This is a genomic window from Rossellomorea sp. GAMAL-10_SWC (assembly GCF_049568075.1).
In the GTDB taxonomy this organism is placed as follows: Bacteria; Bacillota; Bacilli; order Bacillales; family Bacillaceae_G; genus Gottfriedia.
Genome location: NZ_CP144911.1, coordinates 942,032 through 966,974, shown reverse-complemented (window position 1 = coordinate 966,974; position 24,943 = coordinate 942,032). Strand labels below are relative to the sequence as shown.

Sequence of the window (24,943 nt, the reverse complement as noted above, 5' to 3'; positions counted from 1 at the left end):
GGGGATAATTTATAAGTCTAAAGAATTTACAAGGAGGAAATTTTATTGATTTACTACAATAGGTTTGGTACAAAAAGAGACTTAACAGTAAGTGAAGGCGATCGTGTAGAAATTATTAAAAAAAGTGACATTTATTGTATTAATGAGGAAGAGCCTATTTATCATTCCGGGACGATAACGAAAATTGATTATGAAGACCTAAATAGAGCTCCAGAAAAAGAAGCTGTTGGTATTTGGGTAAAATTTGATAAGGATACCGTATTTAATGATGGTGAAGAAGAATTAGTTACATTAGCTGAGATAGAGGAATTGTTTAAGAAAATGTATGACATAGTTGGTTATGCTATGGTAAATGAAGGAGTTACGTTAAGCATTACAGGAGAAGGTATAGGAAAAATTATAAATTTTGATTACCAAGATGGAAGTTTGTTACCTGTATCAATCCAAGATTGTAACGGAGTAGAAAAAGGAACTATTACTCAAGCTGATGAAGAATTAATTCAAGAACTCAAGCGTTATGGTACACCACAAAAGTACTTTCATTATGTACTTTCTCAATCTAAATAAGTTCTCTAAACTATTAAGAATCTACAATTGTGGTTACTAAGGGCAATTTACAAAAAAAACTAAAAAAATTATACATTTACTAACATTTCCAAGGTATTACATAAGATTTCGAATTCAAAAAAGGCTCTTTCGTAATTAGCCTTTTTTTTCTATTCTATCTAACTCAATGCATTAGTTGCATTTGATATCTAAAGGTGGCATTGTATCAATACCACCCAAAACCAAGTATGCCATTAGCTATATTACTTTCATTCGACTCTAAAATTCCTTCTCCTTCGCCAATCCCTTGTTCTTCCATCTCTTTTTCATAGAACTTAATAAGATCATTACGTTTTACGTCATCCTCGAGTAATTCAACTAACAAGGATTCAGCATAAGGTCCTCCTTCTTCCTCAATTCTTATTCATCTATAATACCAACAACACTCACTTTTCCTGCACCTAGTTCATAAAGTTGCTCAACAAAATTAATAGCATTAATTGTTTCACCGAATCTATTAGTCGCAAATGCTGATGGATTATTATTTTTTTTAAGCCACTCTAAAGCTTCAGTTCAGTCCCACAAATCTACATAAAACGAATATAAAAAAAGGAAGTGAATTAATTTCACTTCCTTTTTACATCATAACCAGATTAATGTTAGGAATGTTAATAGTGTAATTACCGCAACTGTAAGTCCTGAATATAGGAAGAACGCTTGTGTGCTGTGACCTTTATTTTTCATGTGCATGAAGTAATAAAGTTGGAACACTAGTTGTACTACAGCAAGTAATAAAATAAATGGTACTGTAAAGTATGGATCCATTTTATCTCTGTATAATACTGCTGCAAATGATGCAAGTGTTAAAATGATCATTAATGCAAATGAAATTAATTGTTGTTTCATTTCTTCTGCATGTTTACGTCTGTGATACTTTATTTCAACTTGATTTCTTTGATGAGAGTTTGTATTTGTACCCATTTTCTTATCCCACCATTCCCATTAAGTATACTACTGTAAAGATGAAAATCCATACTACATCGATGAAGTGCCAGTATAAACTTGCAACATAAAACTTCGGTGCGTTGTATAAATTTAAACCTCTTCCACCATTTCGAAGCATTAAAGTAGTGATCCATAGTAAACCAACAAATACGTGGGCACCATGAGTACCTACTAATGTATAGAATGAAGAACCAAATGCACTACTTTTAATTGTAAAATGATATTCGTGCATATAGTGTCTAAATTCGTAAATTTCTAATAATAAAAATCCTAGACCTAATAAAACTGTAATTCCTAACCAAAGCATCATCTTTTTGTGTTCAAAGTTTTTCATGTGGTACATTGCATAAACACTTGTAAGAGATGATGTTAAAAGTAACATTGTAGCAATGAATACTAATTTTGGTTCGAACATTTCTGCAGCACTTGCTCCACCAGCAGTAGAGTTTCTTAATGCTAAGAAAGTACCAAATAATGATGCGAATAATACAGTTTCTCCACCAAGAAATAGCCAGAATGCTAAGAACTTATTTTTACCTTCTTCTGTAGCTTTTTCAGGGTTGTGAGGAAACGTTTCAGCTGTAAATTTTTGATTCATTTCCATTATGCCTCAACCCCCTCATCAGCTATGTCTTCTTTATGGATATGGAATCCATGATCATCAATCCAAGAACGTAAGAACATTGAACCGAATGTAATAACTAAGCCAAGAATTAATACACCAACTGCCGTGTGATTTTTAAGTTGGTCATTATACAATGCCCCAAATGCTGCAATAAATAAGCCCACTGACATAACAAATGGTAAAATAGATGAGTTTGGCATATGAATATCACCTAGTGGTTCAGCAGGTGTCATTTTGCCGTCTCCTTCCATTTTTTCTACCCATAGAGCGTCTAATCCACGTACATATGGAATTTGAGCAAAGTTATATTCTGGTGCAGGAGAAGGAATTGACCACTCAAGTGTACGACCTACACCCCATGCATCTCCAGCAGCTTTCTTACCTTTAATTGCTGTATAAACTACATTAATTAACATAACGATTGTAGCTAGACCCATGAACATTGCTCCGATTGAACTGATCATGTTTCCAGTATCTAAGCCTTGTCCAGGTAAATATGTAAAGTAACGACGAGGCATACCCATTAAACCTAAGAAATGTTGGATAAAGAATGTTAAATGGAAACCAATAAAGAATAATACGAATGTAATTTTACCTAATGTTTCATTTAAGATTTTACCAAACATTTTTGGCCACCAGTAATGTGCACCGGCAAATAGACCAAATACTACCCCACCTACGATTACGTAATGGAAGTGAGCTACTACGAAATAACTATCATGGAATTGATAGTCAGCAGGAGCTGCAGCGTTCATAATACCAGTTACCCCACCTAGTACGAATGATGGAATAAACGCAACTGACCAAAGCATTGGTGTTGTAAAACGAATTTGTCCGCCCCACATTGTTAATAGCCAGTTAAAGATTTTAACCCCTGTAGGGACTGCAATTGCCATTGTTGCAACAGCGAAAATTGCATTTGCTACTGCACCAAGACCGTCTGTAAACATGTGGTGAGCCCATACCATGAATCCTAGGAACCCAATTAAAACTGTTGCGAATACCATTGAAGAGTATCCAAATAAACGTTTCTTAGAGAAAGCTGGAATGATATCTGAGAAGATACCAAATGCCGGTAATATAAGAATGTATACCTCTGGATGTCCGAAAATCCAGAATAAATGTTCAAAGATCATTGAGTTTCCACCTAAAGATGCATCAAAGAATGCAGTTCCAAATAGGCGGTCAAACATTAATAACGCTAACCCGATTGTTAATGCCGGGAATGCAAATAAAATAAGTGCTGATGTTACAAATACTGTCCAAGTAAATAGTGGCATACGCATGTATGTTAACCCCGGAGCACGCATGTTAATAATCGTTGCTAGGAAGTTAATACCACCTGCTAATGTACCAATACCTGAAATTTGTAGACCTAATAAGTAGAAGTCTACACCATGTGATTTACTGTGTAGAGCTAGTGTCGCATATGAAGTCCAACCTGCGTCAGGCGCTCCACCTAGGAACCAACTTAGGTTTAAGAAAACTCCACCAACGAAGAATAACCAGAAACCTAAAGAATTTAAAAACGGGAAAGCTACGTCACGAGCACCAATTTGTAATGGTACTACCGCGTTAAAAAATGCAAAGATCATCGGCATCGCCGCTAAGAAAATCATTGTTGTACCATGCATTGTTAATACTTGGTTATAAGCATCACCAACTAAAAAAGTGTTGTCTGGCTTAATTAATTGTATACGAATAAATAACGCTTCCATCCCACCAACTAAGAAAAAGAATCCGCCTGCAATTAAATACAGGATGGCAATTTTCTTATGGTCGACTGTCGTTAAGTAGTCCCACAATAGTGGTTTCTTTTTCGCTACAGAACTCACAGTATTACCCCCTTTGCTTCATATCCATTAATTTATTTTGCAATTTTTAAGCTAGTTAAGTATGCAGTTAATGCATCAATCTGATCAGCTGATAAGTCACCATATTTACCTGACATTAGGTTTCCTGGCTTCATAGCTTCCGGATTTGTTAACCATTTCTTGATGTTTGCTTCATTATTTTTAGCAATACCAGCAACCATATCACGATCACCGAAGTTAGCTAAGTTTGGAGCCAGTCGTGCAGCAGGTGGTCTTGTATCATTTGCATCTGCAGCATGACAACCAATACAGCTTTGTTTGAAGATTTTTTCACCTTCTTGTGCATCTGCTGTTACAGCTTGACCCTTTTGATTCTTCATATCAGCTAACCACTTATCGTAGTCGGCTTGACTTACAACTTTAACTTTAAATTGCATTAATGAATGTGAAGGACCACAAAACTCTGCACAGAATCCATTATATGTACCTTCTTTATCCGCTGAAAGCCACATTTTGTTTTCGCCTTCAACGTTTGTATCAAGTTTACCTGCTAATGATGGTACCCAGAATGAGTGTTTGATATCTTGACCTTTTAGGTTTAAGATAACTTTTTTACCTACTGGGATATACATGTCTTGAGAAGTAATGAATTTTTGTTTTGGATACTCAAATTCCCACCAGAAAAGATGAGCATTTACATTAATAACAATTGCATCTTTTTTCTTCTCATCTTTTGCTATTTGCTTCTCATCTGAAAGCTTAAACGTTTGTGATACTGTTGGTACTGCTAAAACAATAAGTAAAATAACAGGAATAATCGTCCAAAGAAGCTCTAAAAAATGATTACCTTCTACTTGCTTTGGAATAATATTCTCTTGACCTTTACGGTGACGATATTTCACGATTACGTAAAGGAAAAGAACTGTTACTACAGCAACAACGAATACCATGATCAACGTACTTAGCTTCATAAGATCGTATTGCATTTTTGCTACTTCACCTTGAGGATTCAGTGTAGATTGATTTGCATGTCCACATGCACTCAAAATAACTGCTATCAAGGAAATTAGCGAGACTAATCGCCAATGTTTCATAAGTATACTTCCCCCTCTTTCAATTTAAAGTGTTTCATTCTTATTTAAAAATAAGATTAAACAAACAATAAAAAAATCCCCCGTAATACCCCTAATTAAAACGAAATTGTAAACACAATCATTGACATAAATAGAAGAGTTAAATAGTTAATGGAGTATATAAACATCAGTTTAGAGAACTTTTGATCATCCTTTTGTTTATAACAATATAATCCTAAAATAACCCATCCAATATTCAATATTGTTGCAAAAATAATAAATGGTAAACCTAGAGCTTGCATGTAAAATGGCAGTGGTAATAAACATAATACCCAGATCATGACTTGACGTTTCGTCATTTCAAATCCGTAAACCACTGGTAGCATTGGAATTCCCGCTCTTTTGTATTCTTCAGAACGTCTCATCGCAAGTGCTAAGAAATGAGGTGGTTGCCATATAAACATGATTAAAAACAGCATCCAAGCAATTGGATGCAAATTCGCATCGATTGCTGCCCATCCAATTAATGGGGGTGCTGCACCAGATATACTACCTACTACTGTGTTTAACGTGTAATTACGTTTCGTCCAAAGAGTGTATAGTACGATATATGTAAATGCACCAATAAATGCATATACAACAGCCATTAAGGTTGTGAAAGCCATAAATGTAAAGCCCACAATTAATAAAAGAATACCAATCGAAATTGTAACGCTTGGTTTAATATTACCGGTTACAGTTGGTCTGTTTTTAGTTCTCTCCATATATGGATCAATATCACGATCAATATAGTTATTGATTACACATGATCCCGCAATAATAAGTGATGAACCAATTACAGTAATAATTGCTTTTGGTAAATAATCTAATATATCTAATCCATTTATTTGGATTGCTAACCAGATACCTGTAAAAGTTGTCAGTATATTAGAGTTTACGATCCCTATTTTCATTAAAGAAAGTAAATCTTTCTTCAGTGAACTAGAAGGATGATTAGTTTCTTCGTTTTTAGAAACATTATTAGCTAATTGTTCCAAGTCAATCCTCCTCTTTTTTTTGCAAAACTTCATTTTTCATACCCATTTTTTAATGGTTCATAATGAGTTTTTAATTTAGACATACTTCTATTAAACTAAATTTAATGAAATTTTTGTGATAAATATATGAACAAATTGTGTACGTTTCAAAAAAATTTTAACGTAAACAGTCTATCTTTTCAATACTAAATACTATTTAATTATAAAATTAATTATTTCTATATTTTAAAAATGAATACATTCAAAGTTAAGAAAAAACAAATATTATGTCTAAATATGAAGGTTACCTTTGAATTTTGTGTCGTAATCTTATATGATATAGAAGTATTATTTACAGAATAATTTTTTTAATAATTAAATTTTAAAATTATTATTATTTTATAAAAGTGGGTGGGTATACTTGCTACGTGTTTTAAAAGGGGTATCGTTAATTACCTCATTCATTCTTTTAATTGTTTTATTGGGTGGTGCACTCGTAACAAAGACTAATTCTGGACTCGGTTGTGGAAGATCATGGCCTCTTTGTAAAGGTCAAATCATTCCTGATCATCTAACTATTCAAACTGTCATTGAATTATCTCATCGTGCAGCATCAGGCCTTGCTGGGATATTTGTTTTATTATTAGCAGTGCTTGCTTGGATTGTCATTCCTCATAAAAGAGAAACAAAGTTTTTAGCAATCATTTCTTGTATTTTTCTAATTGCTCAAGCATTAATCGGGGCAGCCGCAGTTGTTTGGGGTCAAGTCCCAGCTGTAAAAGCAATTCATTTTGGTATTTCTCTAATTTGTTTTGCAGCTGTAGTCATGTTAACATTATTAATTTTTGAGCGTGATCGCAATTATCAAAAAAATTCTTTTTATGTCGGAAAAAGAATGAAATTTCATACTTATGGTTTATGGATTTATTCATACTTAGTAGTTTATACTGGCGCTCTTGTTCGCCACGAAAATGCTAGCTTAGCTTGTCCTAGCTGGCCACTATGCAGTAAAGCAAACAATGGATTTCCTACACAAGTTCATGAATGGATTCAAATGGGACATCGATTTGCTGCTTTTCTTTTATTCGTCTGGGTAATTATTGCATTTGTACATGCTTTTAAATACTATCGTAATGAACGTGGCATTTATTTTGGATGGTTTGTATCTTTAATTCTTGTTACTCTTCAAGTAATTTGTGGAGCGGTTATAGTTATTACAAACCTAAATATTTATGTTGCATTAACACATGCTATATTAATCTCATGCTTGTTTGCGATCTTTAGTTTCCAAAGTTTAGTTTGCACAAGAAGTAAAAGCTCAAATTCTGAGTTACTTCAAAATAAAAATATCTCTTAAAAAAGGTATTTCTTCCACTTAATTGTAGAAGAAATACCTTTTTTTCACATTAAAAATGAAAGCGAAGAAGAGTTGCCCTTTTACAGCAGCTTCTCTAACTTCGCTCTTCATTTTACTTTTTATCTTTGATCCAGTTCTATTAGAAGATCACCTGTAGAAATACTTTCTCCTGATGTAATCAGAATGTCTCTTATTACACCTGTAAATGGAGATTGGACAGTTGTTTCCATTTTCATCGCTTCTGTAATTGCTAAAGTTTGACCTTTTTCAACTACATCGCCCTTTTTAACAAGTACATTTAAAACAGTACCTGGCATTGTTGCGTTAATATGGTTTGGATTACTAGTGTCCCCTTTTCTTTTTTGAACGACAGTAGATTTAACTGAGTAATCCTTAACAACTATTTCCCTGGGCTGACCATTTAATTCAAAGTAGATAACTCTTGTTCCATCAGGCTGAGCTTGACCAATCGAAACTAGTTTAACAATCAGTGTTTTACCACGTTCAATATCTACTTTAATCTCTTCGTCTAGTTTCATTCCATGGAAGAAAGAAGGTGTATCAAGTACAGATAAGTCTCCATAGCTTTCTACATTTTTTTGATAGTCCATAAATACTTTAGGGTATAGGCAATAAGCTAATATATCAAAATTTGTAACCTGGCGATTTAATGTCTTGAATAAATACTCCTCAACATCTTTAAAATCGATTGGTTTTAATGACTCACCAGCTCTTTCGGTTAATGGCTGTCTGCCTTTTAAGATGATGCGTTGTAAGCTCTTTGGAAATCCTCCATGAGGTTGTCCCAATTTCCCTTCAAAAAATTCTATTACTGAATCAGGAAAATCGATATTTTCTCCTTTTTCATATACAGAATCTTCGTCTAAATTATTTTGAACCATAAACAATGCCATATCTCCAACTACTTTAGAAGATGGTGTCACTTTTACGACATCTCCAAATAGTTGATTTACCCTACCATACATATCCTTAACTTCTTCAAATCTTTCTCCTAAACCAACACCTTTAGCTTGTTGTTTTAAGTTAGAATACTGACCACCTGGCATTTCATGCTGATAAACCTCTGTATGTGGTGAAACCATACCACTTTCAAAACTACTATAATACTTACGAACGCCTTCCCAGTAGGTTGATAACTGTTCTAAGCCGTTAATATTTAAGTTTGTCTCGTCCTTTGAACCTTTTAGAGCATAATATAAACTATTTGCACTTGGCTGAGAAGTTAATCCAGACATACTTCCAATTGCGATGTCTACAACATCTACGCCAGCTTCGATTGCTTTTACATATGTGTATAAACCATTTCCACTCGTATCATGAGTATGTAAGTGGATTGGTAGATCTACAGTATCCTTCAACTCACTAATTAACGTATAAGCAGCCTGAGGCTTTAATAAACCAGCCATATCTTTAATAGCTAAAATATGTGCACCAGCTGATTCTAAATCCTTTGCAAGCTCTTTATAATACGCTAGATTATATTTTGTTCGAGTTGGGTCTAATATATCACCTGTGTAACAAATCGATGCCTCAGCAAGCTTTCCACTGTCTCTTACAGTATCAATTGCGACTTCCATCCCTTTAATCCAATTTAGACTATCAAATATTCTAAATACATCGATACCTGCTTGAGCCGATGCTTCAATAAACTTTTTAACAAGATTATCAGGGTAATTTTTATATCCAACTGCATTTGATCCACGTAAAAGCATTTGGAATAATACATTTGGAACTTTTTCTCTTAAATTTAATAATCTTTCCCATGGGTCTTCATTTAAGAAACGGTACGCTACATCGAAAGTCGCTCCGCCCCACATTTCCATAGAGAATAAGTTAGGTAATAATTTTGACGTTTGTTCTGCTACTGTAATTAGGTCTTTTGAACGGATTCTTGTTGCAAGCAGTGATTGGTGAGCATCCCTAAACGTTGTATCTGTAAATAAAACATTCGGTTGATTTTTTAACCACTTCGAAAATTCATCAGCACCTAATTGATCTAGTAATTGTTTAGTTCCACTTTCAGCACTTTTAATATGATTTACATTTGGAATGATAATCTCATCATAAGCTGGTTTTTCTTTTTCCGATATACCTGGAAATCCATTCACTGTTACATTGCCGATATAATTTAACAATTTTGTTCCACGGTCTCTTCTTTTTGCAAAAACAAATAATTCCGGAGATGAATCTACAAATGAAGTATTATATTCACCAGATAAGAAATCTGGGTGTGTCGTAACATTTTCTAAAAATGGAATATTTGTTTTAATCCCACGGATACGGAATTCTTTTAAATTACGATTTAACTTCGCAATTGCACCTTCGAATGTTAATGCATGTGTCGTTACTTTTACTAATAACGAATCATAGTAAGGTGTAATAACAGCACCTTGGAAGCTGTTACCCGTGTCTAACCTTACACCAAAACCTCCACCTGAACGATATGCCATAATTTTTCCTGTATCAGGCATAAAATTATTTAGTGGGTCCTCTGTTGTAACACGTGCTTGAATCGCATATCCAATTCTTGGAATCTCATCTTGTAATGGAATCCCTACTTTAGCACTATGTAAACTATTACCTTGTGCAATTAAGATCTGTGTTTGAACAATATCAATTCCTGTAATCATTTCAGTAATTGTATGTTCAACTTGTACGCGAGGGTTAACCTCAATAAAATAAAAATCAGTACCAGAAACTAAAAATTCAACTGTTCCAGCGTTTACATATTCTACTTCTTTCATCAATTGAACAGCTGCATCACAAATTCGATTTCTTAACTCTTCACTAATCGAAGTACATGGTGCAACTTCAACTAATTTTTGATGTCTTCTTTGAATTGAACAATCGCGTTCAAACAAATGAATAATATTCCCTTGGTTATCCCCTAATATTTGAACTTCAATATGCTTTGGATTTTCAATAAATTTCTCAACATAAACCTCATCATTACCAAAAGCAGCTTTTGCTTCTGACTTAGCACGCTCGTATGCATCTTTTAATCCTGCATTCGTACGGACAATCCTCATTCCACGACCGCCACCACCTAGAGCAGCTTTAATAATAATCGGGAATCCATAAGTTTCACCAAATTCCCTTACATCATCCAATGAGTTTACTGGACCATTGCTCCCTGGAATGATTGGCAAATTAGCTTGAAGAGCTTGCTGCTTTGCTTTAATTTTATCTCCAAAAATATCTAAGTGTCTTGAATATGGCCCGATAAAAATAATGCCCTCTTCTTCACATCTCTGAGCAAATTTAATATTTTCTGATAAAAATCCATATCCAGGATGGATTGCATCTACATTGTTTTTCTTTGCAATTTCAATAATACCTTCAATATCTAGATAAGCATCAATTGGTTTTTTACCTTTTCCAACTATGTATGCTTCGTCAGCTTTATAACGGTGATATGACCCTTCATCTTCTTTAGAATAAATACCAACTGTTCTAATTCCTAACTCAGTGCAAGCTCGAAAAACTCGAATTGCAATTTCACCTCGGTTAGCAACAAGAACTTTTTTAATCTGTTTCGTGTAAGTCATTTGTAAGCCTCCTGTATTTATGAAAGATAATTATCAATAAATTAAGAATAAACTTTTTTCAAAATGCATTTTTGAAGATTTTATAAAGTTTCTTTATGAATCTTATTTCGTATTGAAATATTCATTAAAATACCAACCATAGAAAGCATAACGATTAACGAAGTTCCTCCATAACTAACAAAAGGTAACGGAACACCCGTAAGTGGAATTAAAGAAGTAACTCCTCCAATATTTACAAATGATTGAATGACGATGATTGCACTAATCCCTGTAGCTAATAATGAATCAAAAGAATCCTTTGATTGATGAGCTATTAACAATCCACGCCAAACTATTATGAATATACATAAAATAACTACAATTACACCTATTAACCCTGTTTCCTCACCGATTATAGCTAGAATAAAGTCGGTATGAGGCTCAGGTAAGTACCCTAGTTTTTGAATACTTTTTCCTAATCCAACTCCAGTAAGCCCACCATTGGCAAATGCGATAAGTGAATTTACGATTTGAAATCCGATTCCTTGTGCATAGTCAAAAGGATTTCGGAAAGCTAAAAATCGATTAACTTGTACATCTGTTAACCCGATCCCTAAACTGATACAAATACTAATTAATGGATATAGTAAACCAATCCCACCAACGAATAGGAGTATTAATCTCTTTACAATAAAACCACTACAAAATGAAACTACAGCACAAGTACCGATTATTAATAATGCAGTACCTGTATCTGGTTGTAATCTCAATAGGATGATATAAATAGCTACTATGGTCCATGGAGCAAATAGCATTTTCCAGTTCTTTGTAATTCGCTTTTGTCTTTTGGAGTACCATCCTGCTAAAAGTACGATTGATCCGAATTTGATTAGCTCGGCTGGTTGAATTCCGAATACCCAGCTTTTTGCATTATTTCTAACTTCACCAAAGAGTAGCACTGCAACAAGTAATCCTATACTTATAGCTATATTTAATATCATGGCAATTCTTTTTCTAAAGAAAGTTGCAGGTAAAAACATTAAAAAAACAAATGCAAACATCCCTACCTCAAAGGCAATTAATTGCTTATGAAAGAAATAGTCACTTGGCCAATGTTCACTTTGATAACGAATGGATGGTAATGGTGAGCTTGCACTATACACCATGATTAATCCAAATAAACATAACACTAATAATGGAACAAAAATCATATAATCAATATTTTTCAAATATTTTTTTAACATTACTTAATCATCCCTGCTTTGATTAATTATACTTTATGTATTCAACTATTTTGCTAAATTCCCTTTTTAAATAAAAATATTGTAACATAGATTAATAGATTTATTACTTATAACAATTAAAAAAATTCACAAAAAAAAGCTCAAACATTTATTGTTTGAGCTTTTGTTGCTAATAATTATTTATTCTTTTGATCTGTAAACGCTTCATGTAGAGCAGAAAGTTGACGCTCAAGTTCAGAAAGAAGTTCTCTACCTTGTTCTACTTCAATTAAACCTAGACGAGAAGCAAAATCAATCTCCCTTGATAAACCAAACATTTGAGTATCTAAAACCTCTTCATATAGAGGGCATTGTGGCATCGTTAAATGATCAAGTTGCACATTTATTAATTTTAATATTTTTTCAGCATCTTTTTTTAATAATTCAAATGCTTTATCTTTGTAATCTGTTACAGCATCAGACCTCAATTTTCTCCCTCCGCTTCCGTACAAGCTATCTATTTAATATTATAGTTCTTTTTAAGAAAAATCAACTTAAATCAAAAGTTTTGCAAATATGTATTTTAGAAAATTATTTTTTTGCAACAGTTTATTTATTAGAATTTTCTTATGTTAGAGTTTAGATTTATCTTATAATCTAATTTTTACAAAAAAATCGGTCAATTAATCACAATAAAAAAGCTTAAAAACATAATAAAACTTTATTGTAAATAAGCGCTATATTTGTTCAATTGTTTGTCTTTTTACTTAAAATAGTCGTACACTATAGGTAGACTTAGTACATAGAAGGGGTTTTAGTATATGAGTGATGTTTTTCAATTAACAGGTAATGTAGAGTTTCCGTTAACAATTGATCCAAGTGTTTGGATATTTGATGAAAGAAAGGTTAAGTTAGATAGTTTATTAGCTGGTGATTTCAAAAAGGTTGATGAGCTTGAGCAATATACGAAAAGTGTTTCAAAGCATTGGGATCGTGAAATTGTTGAAGGTGCGAAGGTCGATAATAGCCCTTTATACGCTACTCAAAAGAAAGAATGGCTTAAGGAATCGTATGCAATGCCATTTTCTTATTTTATAGATAATAGTAATCCTAAAAATCGTGATTTAGAAGTTACGATTGAAACAGAAGGTGAATTAATAAAATTACCTTTTGAAACTGTATATGAAAGTTATTTAGCATTTTCATACAATGGCAAGAGAATCCTTGAAGATGGTCCAGTACATTTATATTTTGCTGATGCTACAAATAAAGAAACACCAATTACTTCAATCAAGAAAATTATTTTATAGTTTAAAACAAAAGCAACATCTTACTGATAGATTTTGGTAAGATGTTGCTTTTGTAAGCATTTAATTATTACAATATATCCGCTGCAAGTTGGGCAATTGATGAACGTTCGCCTTTTATTAGTTTTACATGTCCACTTATTTTTTGATCTTTAAATTTTTCAACTACATAAGTTAATCCATTGTTGTATTCATCTAAATATGGATGATCAATTTGTTCTGGATCCCCCATTAATACAATTTTACTCTTATCACCAACGCGAGTTAAAATTGTTTTCACTTCATGCCTAGTTAGATTTTGTGCTTCATCTATAATAATAAATTGCTCTGGGATACTTCTACCTCTTATATAAGTTAAAGCTTCTACTTCAATTGAGCCCATTCCGGCTAATATCGCATCAAGTTCACCTGGTTTTTTCGTATTGAATAAGTATTCTAGATTATCATAAATCGGTTGCATCCATGGACGAAGTTTTTCATCCTTTTCACCCGGTAAATAACCAAGATCCTTTCCAACTGGAACAATTGGTCTCGCAACTAATAACTTTTTATAGCTTTGCAGATCCTCACTTTGCATTAAACCTGCTGCTAAAGCTAATAAAGTTTTCCCTGTACCTGCCTTACCAATCAATGTAACTAATGGTATATCATCTCGAAGTAGTAATTCTAAGGCCATGGACTGTTGTGCATTTCTTGGTCTTATGCCCCAAATATGTTCATTTGAGAAAACAAATTTCTTAATTTTTGTACCCGTTTTATCTACAACTCCAAGAGCTGAGCTCTTACCACCGAGAGCATCCTTTAATACGATGAATTGATTAGGATAAAATGGATGGTTCGCTATATCTGAAACAGGAAGCTCAGTTTTTTCATAAAACTTGTTTAATAAATCTGTATTTATGTAATACTCTAGATAACCGGTATAAATATGATCAACTTCCACTACTCGATCACTTAAATAATCTTCAGCTAATAAATTTAGTGCATCCGCTTTTACACGAACTAACGTATCTTTACTAACTAAAATGACTGTTTTTCCGCTTTCTTTTGCTTCTTCTTCAAGTGATAAGTTTTTTGCAACAGCTAAAATGCGATTATCGTTCGTTTTTTCAACAAAGATCTCTTGCAATTGTTGAAATGAGCGATGATTTAATTCAATTCTAAATGAACCACCGTTTTCAAGAGGAATACTTTCATGTAATTTCCCTAGTTCTCGAAAGCTATCAATTAGTTTGGATACATACCTAGCATTACGACCAACTTCATCCATATATCTCTTCTTTGAGTCTACTTCCTCTAATACAACAGCTGGTACAACTACTTCATTATCTTCAAATGAAAAGATTGCTAGTGGGTCTTGCAGTAGTACATTGGTGTCGAGAACATATATTTTACTCAATCCTTAACCTCCTGACTAAAAATAACTCAGATTAGAATAATTAGTTTTAATTCTAAATTGATGGGTCTTACAATTGGTTACTAGTCGAAGAATGGACGAACCGTTAATATATTATATGAAATTCTCTCTACTTTAGAATATTTTTTAATGTTTAAAGCTCCTTGGATCTAAGACCACTTAAAACTGCTACATCTAATTTTTTTGCAGCCCTCTCATCATAAGTTTTTGCATACTCTGGTTCGACTGTTATTTTTGACCCATAAAACAATATATTTTTTACTTCATTAACTTCTACTTCTATACACGCTAATTTTAATGGAATCCCAGGCATTTGCTTTGTTAAAATTTTTGCATTTCCCGAGATACTATAAACTGTTTCATTTGAGAATAAGCTTAATGATACCCCTTCAACCTCTTCGATATTCGATATAATTGCTGATCTTTGATCAACTGCAAAACGAATCGTCTTATCGTCTAAAGCAACAAGCCAAGAAATTGCATTCGTAACTGGTGCATTCTTTTCGGAGTTAAAAGTACTTAAAAAAACAATCTTTTCTTTATTACAATCTTCTAATAAGCTTGGTGATAATGTTTTCTCAATACTGTTTGCCATCACTATTTCATCTCCTTCAAATAAAGAGTATACTAATATAATTCAAAGTTTATTGAAAACTTCCTGCTAAAACCACTGTTTTCTAAAAATATATTCTAAAACCTGTTATAATTATGTTAACTTAAGTTCCATATATAAGGAGAGAAATTTCACATGAGAGTTAAATGCATGATTTGTGATAAAAGCGAATCTATTAGCGATGAATCACCTATTGCAAAAAAATTAAGAAATCGTCCTATCCATACATATACATGCTCTGAATGTTACGATCGAATTAAAATAAAAACAGAACAAAGAATTGCAACAGGGAATTTCCGTTTCTTAAAACCGGTAAAGGACAATGACGAGTGGTAAATTATGAAAAAAGAAGCCAAATGGGCTTCTTTTATTGGAAAGACGATTAAGTCTTAGATATATTATTTTCATGAATAAATGCACTAAAAGTTTAAACAAAGAAAAACCTAGATTAATTTCTAGGTTTTTAATACTTCTCTGGATTAACTTTTACTTGATCTAAAAAGCAATCAATCATTTCAATTGGAAAGCGCGTAGTACGCTCTTTTTCTGCTTGTGTAAATGTAATTAAATAGAAATCTTCCATTTTTTCTATTTTTACGTTAGATACTTGATGATCGTCTTTTAAAATCGAATCAAACATCTCATACGTCTCTTTAGCAGCTTCATCCGAAGGTCTACCTTCATAGATAACTTTTATCGTTAACCAATTATATAAAGCATCCTGAACAGATTTCATCTAAATACCAACTTTCTAAAAAGTTTACATTATGTAGTAGCATTATTCTTTTTTGATTGATGTAAACGAATCTTATATACCCCTAACACGAACACACTTGCAAGTAATGCTTCAACAATTGGTATCCTTAAAGCTAAGAAAGTAAGGAAACTACATCCAATCATAAGCAAAACATAAATGATTAAACTTTTAAGGATGCTCAATTTTTTTGCGAAACCTAAATGATATACCACAATACATAATACAACAATTAAACCATATAATATCCACATTGAAAGATGAATATCATGAGTTATATTTATTAACTGTGTTATGACAAATTCAAATCCCTTTGGAGCTTTTTCCAAATCCATATCCCCCTATTAAATAATAAAACTAAATACTTCTATTCGTTTTTTGATCCACTAATATTAATTTTTTGTACTTTGTCTACAAAAATGAAACCGACTATTTCTAGTCGGTTTTATTATATCATAATTATTTTAAAATTTAATTATTCTTGTTCAGCGAATTTTTTCTTTTTCGCTGCACGCTCACGCTCATTTTTATCAAGAAGCTTTTTACGTAAACGAATTGATGTTGGCGTTACTTCACAGTACTCATCATCGTTTAAGTATTCTAAAGATTCTTCAAGCGTCATAATACGTGGTTTTTTCATTGTTGTCGTTTGGTCTTTATTCGCTGAACGGATGTTTGTAGCGTGTTTAACTTTAACAACGTTTACTGATAAATCATTATCACGGTTGTGTTCACCAACAATCATACCATCATATACATCTGTACCTGGCTCAAGGAAAATTACACCACGGTCTTCTAGACCCATAATTCCGTATGTTGAAGCTTTACCAGTTTCCATTGATACTAATACACCTTGACGACGTCCACCAACTTGACCCTGAATAGCTGGTTGGTAGCTATCGAATGAATGGTTAATGATTCCATAACCACGAGTTAAAGTTAAGAACTCTGTAGTATAACCAATTAATCCACGAGCTGGTACCATAAATGTTAAACGAACTTGGCCGTTACCATTATTCACCATATCTCTCATTTCACCTTTACGAGCACCCATTGATTCCATGATTGAACCTGTATATTCTTCAGGAACGTCAATTTGAACATGCTCAACTGGCTCACATCTTACACCGTCAATCACACGAATGATAACTTCTGGTTTTGAAACTTGAAGCTCATATCCTTCACGACGCATGTTTTCAATTAGGATTGATAAGTGAAGCTCTCCACGTCCACTAACGATCCATACATCAGGAGAATCAGTATTTTCTACACGTAAACTTACGTCTGTTTGAAGTTCTTGTAATAATCTCTCTTCAATTTTACGAGAAGTTACAAATTTACCTTCACGACCAGCAAAAGGTGAGTTATTTACTAAGAAAGTCATTTGAAGAGTTGGCTCATCAATACGTAAGATTGGAAGTGCTTCTTGGTGTTCAGCAGGACATACTGTTTCACCAACATTGATATCTTCCATACCAGAAACTGCTACTAAGTCACCAGCTTTTGCTTCTTGGATTTCAATACGTTTTAATCCGATGAAACCAAACATTTTTGTAATACGGAATTGTTTAACTGATCCATCAAGTTTCATTAAAGCAACTGATTGACCAACTTGCATTGTTCCACGGAAAATACGTCCGATACCGATACGTCCAACATAGTCATTGTAGTCTAATAATGTTACTTGGAATTGTAAAGGCTCTTCACTATTATCGATTGGAGATGGAATGTGCTCAATAATTGTATCGAATAATGCATTCATATTTGGTTCTTGTTTAGCAGGATCAGATTCTAAGCTAGAAGTTCCGTTGATAGCTGATGCGAATACAACTGGAAATTCTAATTGATCTTCATCTGCACCTAATTCAATAAATAAATCGATTACTTCGTCTACTACTTCATCAGGGCGTGCGAAGTCACGGTCGATTTTATTTACTACTACGATTGGTGTTAAATGTTGTTCTAAAGCTTTTTTCAATACGAAACGAGTTTGTGGCATACATCCTTCATATGCATCTACAACTAAAAGAACACCGTCAACCATTTTCATAATACGTTCTACTTCTCCACCAAAATCGGCGTGTCCAGGAGTATCCATGATGTTAATACGTTTACCTTCGTATTGGATTGCAGTATTTTTAGCTAAAATTGTAATTCCACGTTCACGTTCTATATCATTAGAGTCCATTGCACGTTCATTAACGTTTTCGTTTGAACGGAATGTACCTGATTGTTTTAATAACTCATCAACTAACGTTGTTTTCCCATGGTCAACGTGCGCAATAATTGCTATATTGCGTAAATCTTCTCTTTTTTTCAAAATATATTCACTCCTAAAATGTCTACACATCTATTTTCATTATTAACTAAAACATTATAGCACATGCACACGGAAATATATCAAGAAAATGTTTAATCAAAAATATAAATTATTAATAAATATTTAGGAAAGATTTATTTTTTTCAAATTTACATCCGATTCGACAAAGAGTAAAATAAGAATTATGAACAGGAGGATTCACCATGTCTAGCATAAAATTTAGACTTTTCTGCGTTGCAACTTTATCCGTAATCTTCTTAATTCTAGTTGGTATTATGCTAGCGGAACTAAGTACTATTGGCGCTATCATTTCACTAATTATTTCAATATCATTAGTTGGTTATGGTTTTTCATTACGTGCTAAATTAAAAAGAGAAGGTAAGTTATAATCTTCTTCTCTTTTTTTTGAACACTGTCTACACACTAATAAAAGAAGGCAAGTTAGTAACCCAACTTACCTTCTTTTTATTATTTTTGTAGAAATTCGATATAATCAGTGAGTAATTCGTTATGAATCGAAGCGTTACTTACTAGCACTGAGCTTTTTTTAAGAATTGAAAGGCTTTCATTTTTGAGGGTAGTACATATTCCGCCAAGTTCTTCAACAATAATTTTACCCGCGGCAAAGTCCCAAGGTGATAATCTTGGAGTGATATATGCATCAACCCTTCCCATTGCCACATAGACCATTTCCATCGCTGCCGAACCATATGACCTACTTCCTCTAACTTTTCGAACAAGATTACTTAATTTTTCATGGTTTATATAACGATTTTTAGTTAACCAAATAGCATTTACAGCTACAATAGCCTCTTCAAGTACTACATTTTTCAAAGGTGATAATTCAAGATCATTTAAATAAGCTCCCTCACCTTTTTTAGCAAAATATAGTTCATTATGTATTACATCCATTATAAAACCCATTTTACCGATTCCATTTTCATAAATACCTAAAGAAATCATAAAATTACGTTTTTGGTGAACAAAATTCATCGTTCCATCGATTGGATCAAGAATCCACACAACTCCAGTTACTTGATCCAAATCATCGCCTTTACCTTCTTCACCTAGTAAGTAATGATTCGGAAATTTCTTTTTTATTTTTTCGTAAAAGAATTTTTCAATTTCTTCATCTTTATTTGTTACTAAGTCATTTTCGTTTGATTTCGTATTGATTGTTATGGAGTCGTATAAAGAGCTTTTAATATTTTCAGCTGCCTCTTGAAGCAAATTCCTCGCGAATTGTTCAATTTCTTTCCAGTCTACATTCATAATTAAACACTCCAAACTCTACGTGCTAAAACTTATATTTAATGGTCCTGTTTATCAGTTTACCAATTTTAACCTAAAAAAACCTAATGAAATGATTTTTATTTAAGAAGAGGAACTATTTTGGAGGGTGGGCATACGATAGACCATTGGGCATTTGACGGAAGATTTAGCGCACAGAAAAACGAACCTATTTAAAGGTTCGGTAAATAAACTCGCTAAGCTTCTAGACGAATTAATTCTAATCTTAATAATTCTAATTTCTTTTTAGATTCAATCATTGCTTCATTATCATTGACTGTCATAGCATCGAATAGTGTAGCTAGTTCGTAATCTAATTCTAATCTAAGTACAGGAATTCTCTTTTCTGCATCAGTTCTTTTTAACGCATTAATCACTTGTCTCATCATTATCCCTCCATATAATATAAGTTGGCAAAACAAATTGTAAAAGTTAATTAACAAAATTTTCTGATTTTTATCTTGCTACTAATATATGTTGTTTAAGCTTATAATGTAACTATTTTATGAAGAAACATATTACCCATTTGTTTTGGACAAACATGGTATACTAATTAGATAATGTAATTAGGGGGTTCAAAAATGACTCAAACTTTTTTTAAAGAAAGTGATTTTGAAATATTTACAACTGACTCAACATTAGAAACTAGAATGAGTGCTATACAAAATGAAATTCAACCAAAATTTAAAGTAATTGAAGAAGAAATATTACCTTTTTTAAATGTACAAACTGATCAAAACTTTTTTGGCCATATTGCTAAGCATGCCAGGCGTACTGTAAATGCTCCAAAAGATACTTGGATTGCTTTTGCAACAAATAATCGTGGATACAAGATGCTTCCTCATTTCCAATTTGGACTGTGGGGTACTCACCTGTTTGTTTACTTTGGAATTATTTACGAAAGTCCAAATAAGCAATCGATTGCCATAAATTTTGAAAAGAATAAAAATAAACTTTACAAAATGATTCCGAAAGATTTTGTGGTATCTTACGATCATATGAAGCCTGATGTGATACAAAAAAGTCAAATGAATAAAGATGAATTCAATAAAGGTATTCAAAGATTTCATGATGTAAAAAAAGCAGAATACCTATGTGGAATTACAATTGCAAAAGATGAAGCAATTACACTTACAAAGGAAGAACTAATCCATCGTATTATCGAAACATATAATACTTTAATTCCTTTATACAAGATAAGTATAAACTGAATTAATATAAGTGTTGTTTAATTATACATATGTCAAAAACAAAAGTCTATGCCCATTCTTTACACATTTTTCGACAGGACGAAATATTTAATAGATTTATTTAAACAATACATAGGTAAGAAAAGCCCATTAAAGGTAGCTAATGATCCTTTCATGGGCTTCTATTTTTTACTTAAGATTTTATTTACTATTCAATTGTTAACGATTAACTTATTTCATACTACATTTTAATTTTATCACCAGGAGCGCCATTTTTAGCTTTTTGCATGACTCTATATGCAGAATAGCCAGATATCTCCTCTAACTCATTACATAATTTTTTTTCTTCTGCAATACTAGGTACAATAGATTTAAACTGTTTGTATGTAGCCATTAACACTTCACGATCTATTCCCTTTTCATACGCTTTTTCTACTGATGTGTAGAACTGTATTACCTCAATTGTCTCATCTGTTGTCCAATCATATGAAATTGGGTATTGGTAATCCATTTACTTCACTCCTACAATTTTCTAATTAATTCCATTTTAACACATTTTTTAAATTCCATTCTTATTTTTAAAATTGATATAATTTCATTAAGATGAATAAAATTCCATAACTTTATAATTTTTTTCTATACAGAAAATTCATAGAATGATATAATCTTTTTGTTTTTCAAATGAAGGTAAGACAGTTTATAACTTAATGAGAGTAAACAGTTGAATTGTTTACAAACATATCACTTCCGAAAAACACTATTATTTATTAAATGGGGTGTATGTTAAATGAAACAAATTGAAACGCCGTTATTTTCTTCTTTATTAGAACATGCAAAGAAGAACCCTATTCAATTCCATATTCCAGGACATAAAAAAGGAAATGGAATGGATCCAACATTTAGAGAGTTTATTGGTGATAATGCATTATCGATCGATTTAATCAACATTGCTCCTTTAGATGATCTACATCATCCAAAAGGTAAAATAAAACAAGCACAAGATCTTGCAGCTAAAGCTTTTGGTGCTGACCACACATTCTTTTCAGTTCAAGGTACAAGTGGGGCGATCATGACAATGGTAATGAGTGTTTGTGGACCTGGAGATAAAATTATCGTTCCAAGAAATGTTCATAAATCTGTTTTATCTGCGATCATTTTCTCAGGCGCTACACCAATTTTTGTTCATCCTGAAATTGATAGTGAATTAGGTATTTCACACGGTATTACGACAAATGCAGTGAAAGAGGCCATTTTAACGAATCCTGATGCAAAAGCAGTATTAGTCATTAATCCTACATACTTTGGATTTGTAGCAGATTTAAAAAGCATTGTTGAATTAGCACATTCACATGGCTTAGCCGTATTAGTTGACGAAGCGCATGGTGTACATATTCATTTCCATAACGAATTACCAATCTCTGCGATGCAGGCAGGGGCTGACATGGCTGCTACGAGCGTACATAAGCTTGGTGGCTCTATGACTCAAAGTTCCATTTTAAATGTAAGAGAAGGCATTGTGAATGTCCACAGAGTACAATCTGTACTAAGTATGCTAACAACTACTTCAACATCTTATCTATTGCTTGCTTCACTAGATGTTGCAAGAAAGAGATTAGCAACTGTTGGTGAAGAATTACTTACGAATACTATTAGACTAGCAAATAATGCACGAAATAAAATTAATTCAATCAATGGTTTATATTGCCCTGGTTATGATTTAGTTGGTAAAGAGGCTACATTCAACTTTGATCCTACTAAAATATTAGTCAGTGTAAAAAAACTGGGTATAACGGGCCATGATGTTGAAGTTTGGTTAAGAGAGCGATTTAATATTGAAGTTGAAATGTCTGATTTATATAATGTTCTTTGCATATTAACACCAGGTGATAGTGAAGAAGACATTCAGCAGTTAATTCATGCATTAGAAGTTTTAGTAACTGAATTTGACATCTCAGAGCGCAATACAAATTTAAACGTTGAGATCCCAACGATTCCAAATTTAGCAGTCTCTCCTAGGGATGCATTTTACTCCGCAACAGAATCTGTTCCACTTGAGGATTCAGTCGGTAGAATTATTGCTGAATTTGTAATGGTTTATCCACCTGGAATTCCAATCTTTTTACCTGGTGAAGAAATTACACTTGAAAATCTAGTTTATATTAAAAAGAATATTGAAGCAGGATTACCTGTTCAAGGCCCAGAAGACGAAGAATTATTAACGTTAAAAGTATTAAAATAACTAAAGCTTTAAAAAAGAAAAACTAGGAAATGAACCCTAGTTTCAGTGTGTAGACAAAGTATTAAAAACTTGACTTTCAGACTGATTGCAAGCGCTTGTCTTTCGAGGCGCGAAGCCTGGTGAGGAGTGGAGTTACCTTAAACGGTAATGAGCACCGTAGATAGGCGAAGCAACGAAGAAAGCGAGCGTTTGTCAACAGTCTCAAACTAGGAAATCAATCCTAGTTTTTTTGTATTCTAAATCACATCTAAATTATATAGGCATATGATAGGTAAGGTAATTATATTGATTTCGTACAAAAAAATTGTTTTTATGTTAGGATGTGGACTAATTGATAGTCGTGAATAATAAAATTGTTCATGCTTCATTAAAAAATAGCGAAGATTCAAATAATAAACTTTATCAAGAAATATTGTCTAGTTTAACAAACAGTAAAAAGTCTCATATTTATAAATCGGACCGTGAATTATCTTTTGATTTGACAATCAGAACTTATGTACTTCAGGCTTCTAAAGATTTATTAACAAGCGGCATGCAATTTAGGACTTTTAGACGAGCATATTGTAATCCAATGTTTTGGATTCGTACACCTATGGGTGGTTTTAGACTTAGGCCAGGCATAAGAACTTCCATGGGAATTTATGATATTTTTCGTAACGGACAATTTTACGCAACAGAATGTGCAACTGCAATCATTATGATATTTTATAAAGCCCTTCTAGACATTTTCGGCTATGAAATTTTTGATCAACTATTCGATAATGGCATATACTTATACACTTGGAATTACGACCCTAAATTAGCTATTTTAACGGCTGAAGTTGATCGTCCAGCCCCTGGTGACGTTGTTTATATAAAAAATCCTGAAGTTGACCCAATGACTCCAGAATGGCAAGGAGAAAACACTGTTACGATGGGGAGTAATTATTATTATGGTCATGGTATCGGAATACGTTCATTACATGAGATTATTTACCATTTAAATATGCATAGATATCCTTTTGCGATGATTTCTGCCTTCTTAACAAATTTAAATACTAGAATTGACTCGAATGAAATGGCTCAATATTTAAAAGATAATTCAAAATTAATACCAGTTACTACAAGCGAAGCTTCATCCGATGTTATAACTGCAAGAATTGGAGATCAAACTCAAATTGCATAAAAAGAAAAGTGGGTGATTCTAATTGAGTCTCCCTTTTTTGTGATTTAATTAAATAAAAACATAAAAAACCACAAGGAAAAACGATCCCCTTGTGGAATTTCTCATTTATAGATGTCTATAGTTACTCTATTAGACTTTATGTTTTAATTAATTAGAATTAGCAAACTTCATGATCAGTTGGTTCACAATCTTCACAGTTTTTAACGTAAAGAGTTGTTACCTTTTCATCCTCGAAATGACCTACTGTTTTTTCACAACATTTACATACGAATGTTCCCATCTTTGTAACCCCTTTCATAATGTTGTATCAATTAACTAACTTCATTATAATGTGTTATACTTATTTACGCAAGTGGTAAATAAGTATAACTTAAATTTTCTAATACTAGATTATTCAAGGGGTTTTATAAGGTGAATGCGATTTAATTAGTATAACACATT

At 32.7% G+C, this 24,943-nt stretch carries 26 protein-coding genes; 8 read left to right on the top strand and 18 right to left on the bottom strand.

Features of this window, described 5'->3' with window-relative positions:
• Window positions 1-45: 45 nt before the first annotated feature.
• Window positions 46-567, top strand: coding sequence for a hypothetical protein (locus tag V5E38_RS04650; protein WP_499212376.1), 522 nt, complete (start codon window positions 46-48; stop codon window positions 565-567).
• Window positions 568-772: 205 nt separating this feature from the next.
• Here the strand turns inward: V5E38_RS04650 and V5E38_RS04645 are convergent, their stop codons facing one another.
• The 6 genes from V5E38_RS04645 to cyoE all read right to left on the bottom strand — a co-directional run bounded on the left by V5E38_RS04645 (window position 773) and on the right by cyoE (window position 6,100).
• Window positions 773-931 carry a hypothetical protein gene (locus V5E38_RS04645; RefSeq protein WP_499212375.1) on the bottom strand — a complete coding sequence of 53 codons (159 nt, stop codon included), beginning with the start codon at window positions 929-931 and terminating at the stop codon, window positions 773-775.
• A gap of 257 nt (window positions 932-1,188) precedes the next feature.
• Window positions 1,189-1,527: a cytochrome c oxidase subunit IVB gene (gene ctaF / locus V5E38_RS04640; protein ID WP_088013071.1), complete on the bottom strand. Its 339-nt coding sequence runs from the start codon at window positions 1,525-1,527 to the stop codon at window positions 1,189-1,191.
• A gap of 4 nt (window positions 1,528-1,531) precedes the next feature.
• Window positions 1,532-2,155, bottom strand: a complete 624-nt coding sequence (locus V5E38_RS04635; RefSeq protein ID WP_088013072.1) for a cytochrome (ubi)quinol oxidase subunit III — start codon at window positions 2,153-2,155, stop codon at window positions 1,532-1,534.
• Window positions 2,155-4,011: a cytochrome c oxidase subunit I gene (ctaD, locus tag V5E38_RS04630; protein WP_387361372.1), complete on the bottom strand. Its 1,857-nt coding sequence runs from the start codon at window positions 4,009-4,011 to the stop codon at window positions 2,155-2,157. Before ctaD ends, V5E38_RS04635 begins: the two co-directional genes overlap by 1 nt.
• 32 nt (window positions 4,012-4,043) lie before the next feature.
• A complete protein-coding gene (coxB, locus tag V5E38_RS04625; protein ID WP_056468498.1) occupies window positions 4,044-5,084 on the bottom strand; it encodes a cytochrome c oxidase subunit II in 1,041 nt (346 codons plus the stop codon).
• Between the two features lie 95 nt (window positions 5,085-5,179).
• The gene (cyoE, locus tag V5E38_RS04620) at window positions 5,180-6,100 is read right to left on the bottom strand and encodes a heme o synthase (RefSeq protein WP_286133938.1); all 921 of its coding nucleotides are present in this window, start codon (window positions 6,098-6,100) and stop codon (window positions 5,180-5,182) included.
• A 400-nt stretch (window positions 6,101-6,500) separates the two neighbouring features.
• Here cyoE and V5E38_RS04615 point away from each other — a divergent pair, with 400 nt between their 5' ends.
• On the top strand, window positions 6,501-7,436 hold the full coding sequence (locus V5E38_RS04615) for a COX15/CtaA family protein (protein ID WP_499212374.1): 936 nt from the start codon (window positions 6,501-6,503) through the stop codon (window positions 7,434-7,436).
• Between the two features lie 119 nt (window positions 7,437-7,555).
• On the opposite strand, the gene pyc is transcribed toward V5E38_RS04615, so the two are convergent.
• From pyc to V5E38_RS04600, 3 genes are all read right to left on the bottom strand, one after another.
• A complete protein-coding gene (gene pyc / locus V5E38_RS04610) occupies window positions 7,556-11,005 on the bottom strand; it encodes a pyruvate carboxylase (RefSeq protein ID WP_499212373.1) in 3,450 nt (1,149 codons plus the stop codon).
• Between the two features lie 80 nt (window positions 11,006-11,085).
• Window positions 11,086-12,228, bottom strand: a complete 1,143-nt coding sequence (locus V5E38_RS04605) for an FtsW/RodA/SpoVE family cell cycle protein (RefSeq protein ID WP_499212372.1) — start codon at window positions 12,226-12,228, stop codon at window positions 11,086-11,088.
• 176 nt (window positions 12,229-12,404) lie between these two features.
• On the bottom strand, window positions 12,405-12,695 hold the full coding sequence (locus V5E38_RS04600; RefSeq protein WP_097975674.1) for an Fpa/YlaN family protein: 291 nt from the start codon (window positions 12,693-12,695) through the stop codon (window positions 12,405-12,407).
• Between the two features lie 333 nt (window positions 12,696-13,028).
• On the opposite strand from V5E38_RS04600, the gene V5E38_RS04595 reads away from it, so the two are divergent.
• Window positions 13,029-13,517, top strand: a complete 489-nt coding sequence (locus V5E38_RS04595; protein ID WP_097975676.1) for a hypothetical protein — start codon at window positions 13,029-13,031, stop codon at window positions 13,515-13,517.
• 67 nt (window positions 13,518-13,584) lie between these two features.
• Here V5E38_RS04595 and V5E38_RS04590 read toward each other — a convergent pair whose 3' ends face one another.
• Entirely contained in the window at window positions 13,585-14,913 is a 1,329-nt protein-coding gene (locus V5E38_RS04590; RefSeq protein WP_056468520.1) for a PhoH family protein, read from the bottom strand.
• Window positions 14,914-15,064: 151 nt separating this feature from the next.
• Window positions 15,065-15,526, bottom strand: coding sequence for a PNPOx family protein (locus V5E38_RS04585; protein WP_499212371.1), 462 nt, complete (start codon window positions 15,524-15,526; stop codon window positions 15,065-15,067).
• Window positions 15,527-15,679: 153 nt separating this feature from the next.
• Here V5E38_RS04585 and V5E38_RS04580 point away from each other — a divergent pair, with 153 nt between their 5' ends.
• Window positions 15,680-15,880, top strand: a complete 201-nt coding sequence (locus V5E38_RS04580; RefSeq protein ID WP_056468526.1) for a YlaI family protein — start codon at window positions 15,680-15,682, stop codon at window positions 15,878-15,880.
• Between the two features lie 127 nt (window positions 15,881-16,007).
• On the opposite strand, the gene V5E38_RS04575 is transcribed toward V5E38_RS04580, so the two are convergent.
• The 3 genes from V5E38_RS04575 to typA all read right to left on the bottom strand — a co-directional run bounded on the left by V5E38_RS04575 (window position 16,008) and on the right by typA (window position 18,621).
• Window positions 16,008-16,280, bottom strand: a complete 273-nt coding sequence (locus V5E38_RS04575; RefSeq protein ID WP_098846990.1) for a hypothetical protein — start codon at window positions 16,278-16,280, stop codon at window positions 16,008-16,010.
• Between the two features lie 29 nt (window positions 16,281-16,309).
• On the bottom strand, window positions 16,310-16,627 hold the full coding sequence (locus V5E38_RS04570; protein ID WP_235821791.1) for a YlaH-like family protein: 318 nt from the start codon (window positions 16,625-16,627) through the stop codon (window positions 16,310-16,312).
• Window positions 16,628-16,773: 146 nt separating this feature from the next.
• Window positions 16,774-18,621 (bottom strand): translational GTPase TypA, encoded by a 1,848-nt coding sequence (typA, locus tag V5E38_RS04565; protein WP_097976169.1) that lies wholly within the window; start codon window positions 18,619-18,621, stop codon window positions 16,774-16,776.
• A 200-nt stretch (window positions 18,622-18,821) separates the two neighbouring features.
• Between typA and V5E38_RS04560 the strand changes: the two genes are divergently transcribed.
• A complete protein-coding gene (locus V5E38_RS04560; protein WP_088013083.1) occupies window positions 18,822-19,007 on the top strand; it encodes a DUF5325 family protein in 186 nt (61 codons plus the stop codon).
• Between the two features lie 79 nt (window positions 19,008-19,086).
• On the opposite strand, the gene V5E38_RS04555 is transcribed toward V5E38_RS04560, so the two are convergent.
• Both V5E38_RS04555 and V5E38_RS04550 read right to left on the bottom strand, forming a co-directional pair.
• Window positions 19,087-19,890 carry an inositol monophosphatase family protein gene (locus V5E38_RS04555; RefSeq protein WP_499212370.1) on the bottom strand — a complete coding sequence of 268 codons (804 nt, stop codon included), beginning with the start codon at window positions 19,888-19,890 and terminating at the stop codon, window positions 19,087-19,089.
• Window positions 19,891-20,105: 215 nt separating this feature from the next.
• Window positions 20,106-20,294, bottom strand: a complete 189-nt coding sequence (locus V5E38_RS04550) for a YkzI domain-containing protein (RefSeq protein WP_056468536.1) — start codon at window positions 20,292-20,294, stop codon at window positions 20,106-20,108.
• Between the two features lie 195 nt (window positions 20,295-20,489).
• Between V5E38_RS04550 and V5E38_RS04545 the strand changes: the two genes are divergently transcribed.
• Window positions 20,490-21,119 (top strand): YktB family protein, encoded by a 630-nt coding sequence (locus V5E38_RS04545; protein WP_097975683.1) that lies wholly within the window; start codon window positions 20,490-20,492, stop codon window positions 21,117-21,119.
• A 220-nt stretch (window positions 21,120-21,339) separates the two neighbouring features.
• Here V5E38_RS04545 and V5E38_RS04540 read toward each other — a convergent pair whose 3' ends face one another.
• Complete coding sequence (locus V5E38_RS04540; protein ID WP_056468540.1) at window positions 21,340-21,609, bottom strand: UPF0223 family protein; 270 nt, start codon at window positions 21,607-21,609, stop codon at window positions 21,340-21,342.
• A 276-nt stretch (window positions 21,610-21,885) separates the two neighbouring features.
• Here V5E38_RS04540 and V5E38_RS04535 point away from each other — a divergent pair, with 276 nt between their 5' ends.
• Both V5E38_RS04535 and V5E38_RS04530 read left to right on the top strand, forming a co-directional pair.
• Complete coding sequence (locus V5E38_RS04535; protein WP_499212369.1) at window positions 21,886-23,337, top strand: aminotransferase class I/II-fold pyridoxal phosphate-dependent enzyme; 1,452 nt, start codon at window positions 21,886-21,888, stop codon at window positions 23,335-23,337.
• 340 nt (window positions 23,338-23,677) lie between these two features.
• Complete coding sequence (locus V5E38_RS04530) at window positions 23,678-24,502, top strand: protein-glutamine gamma-glutamyltransferase (protein ID WP_286133553.1); 825 nt, start codon at window positions 23,678-23,680, stop codon at window positions 24,500-24,502.
• A gap of 157 nt (window positions 24,503-24,659) precedes the next feature.
• Here V5E38_RS04530 and V5E38_RS04525 read toward each other — a convergent pair whose 3' ends face one another.
• Entirely contained in the window at window positions 24,660-24,782 is a 123-nt protein-coding gene (locus tag V5E38_RS04525) for a GapA-binding peptide SR1P (RefSeq protein ID WP_097975691.1), read from the bottom strand.
• Window positions 24,783-24,943 lie beyond the last annotated feature (161 nt).

Excerpts from the sequence above, each read along its gene's own strand:
- V5E38_RS04545 (WP_097975683.1), top strand. The coding sequence starts at position 20,490 with ATGACTCAAACTTTTTTTAAAGAAAGTGATTTTGAAATATTTACAACT.
- V5E38_RS04575 (WP_098846990.1), bottom strand. The coding sequence starts at position 16,280 with ATGAAATCTGTTCAGGATGCTTTATATAATTGGTTAACGATAAAAGTT.
- V5E38_RS04535 (WP_499212369.1), top strand. The coding sequence starts at position 21,886 with ATGAAACAAATTGAAACGCCGTTATTTTCTTCTTTATTAGAACATGCA.
- coxB (WP_056468498.1), bottom strand. The coding sequence starts at position 5,084 with ATGAAACATTGGCGATTAGTCTCGCTAATTTCCTTGATAGCAGTTATT.
- V5E38_RS04605 (WP_499212372.1), bottom strand. The coding sequence starts at position 12,228 with ATGTTAAAAAAATATTTGAAAAATATTGATTATATGATTTTTGTTCCA.
- V5E38_RS04540 (WP_056468540.1), bottom strand. The coding sequence starts at position 21,609 with ATGGATTACCAATACCCAATTTCATATGATTGGACAACAGATGAGACA.
- V5E38_RS04635 (WP_088013072.1), bottom strand. The coding sequence starts at position 2,155 with ATGGAAATGAATCAAAAATTTACAGCTGAAACGTTTCCTCACAACCCT.
- V5E38_RS04560 (WP_088013083.1), top strand. The coding sequence starts at position 18,822 with ATGTCTAGCATAAAATTTAGACTTTTCTGCGTTGCAACTTTATCCGTA.
- V5E38_RS04555 (WP_499212370.1), bottom strand. The coding sequence starts at position 19,890 with ATGAATGTAGACTGGAAAGAAATTGAACAATTCGCGAGGAATTTGCTT.
- pyc (WP_499212373.1), bottom strand. The coding sequence starts at position 11,005 with ATGACTTACACGAAACAGATTAAAAAAGTTCTTGTTGCTAACCGAGGT.
- V5E38_RS04585 (WP_499212371.1), bottom strand. The coding sequence starts at position 15,526 with ATGGCAAACAGTATTGAGAAAACATTATCACCAAGCTTATTAGAAGAT.
- V5E38_RS04580 (WP_056468526.1), top strand. The coding sequence starts at position 15,680 with ATGAGAGTTAAATGCATGATTTGTGATAAAAGCGAATCTATTAGCGAT.
- V5E38_RS04525 (WP_097975691.1), bottom strand. The coding sequence starts at position 24,782 with ATGGGAACATTCGTATGTAAATGTTGTGAAAAAACAGTAGGTCATTTC.
- ctaF (WP_088013071.1), bottom strand. The coding sequence starts at position 1,527 with ATGGGTACAAATACAAACTCTCATCAAAGAAATCAAGTTGAAATAAAG.
- V5E38_RS04595 (WP_097975676.1), top strand. The coding sequence starts at position 13,029 with ATGAGTGATGTTTTTCAATTAACAGGTAATGTAGAGTTTCCGTTAACA.
- V5E38_RS04550 (WP_056468536.1), bottom strand. The coding sequence starts at position 20,294 with ATGAGACAAGTGATTAATGCGTTAAAAAGAACTGATGCAGAAAAGAGA.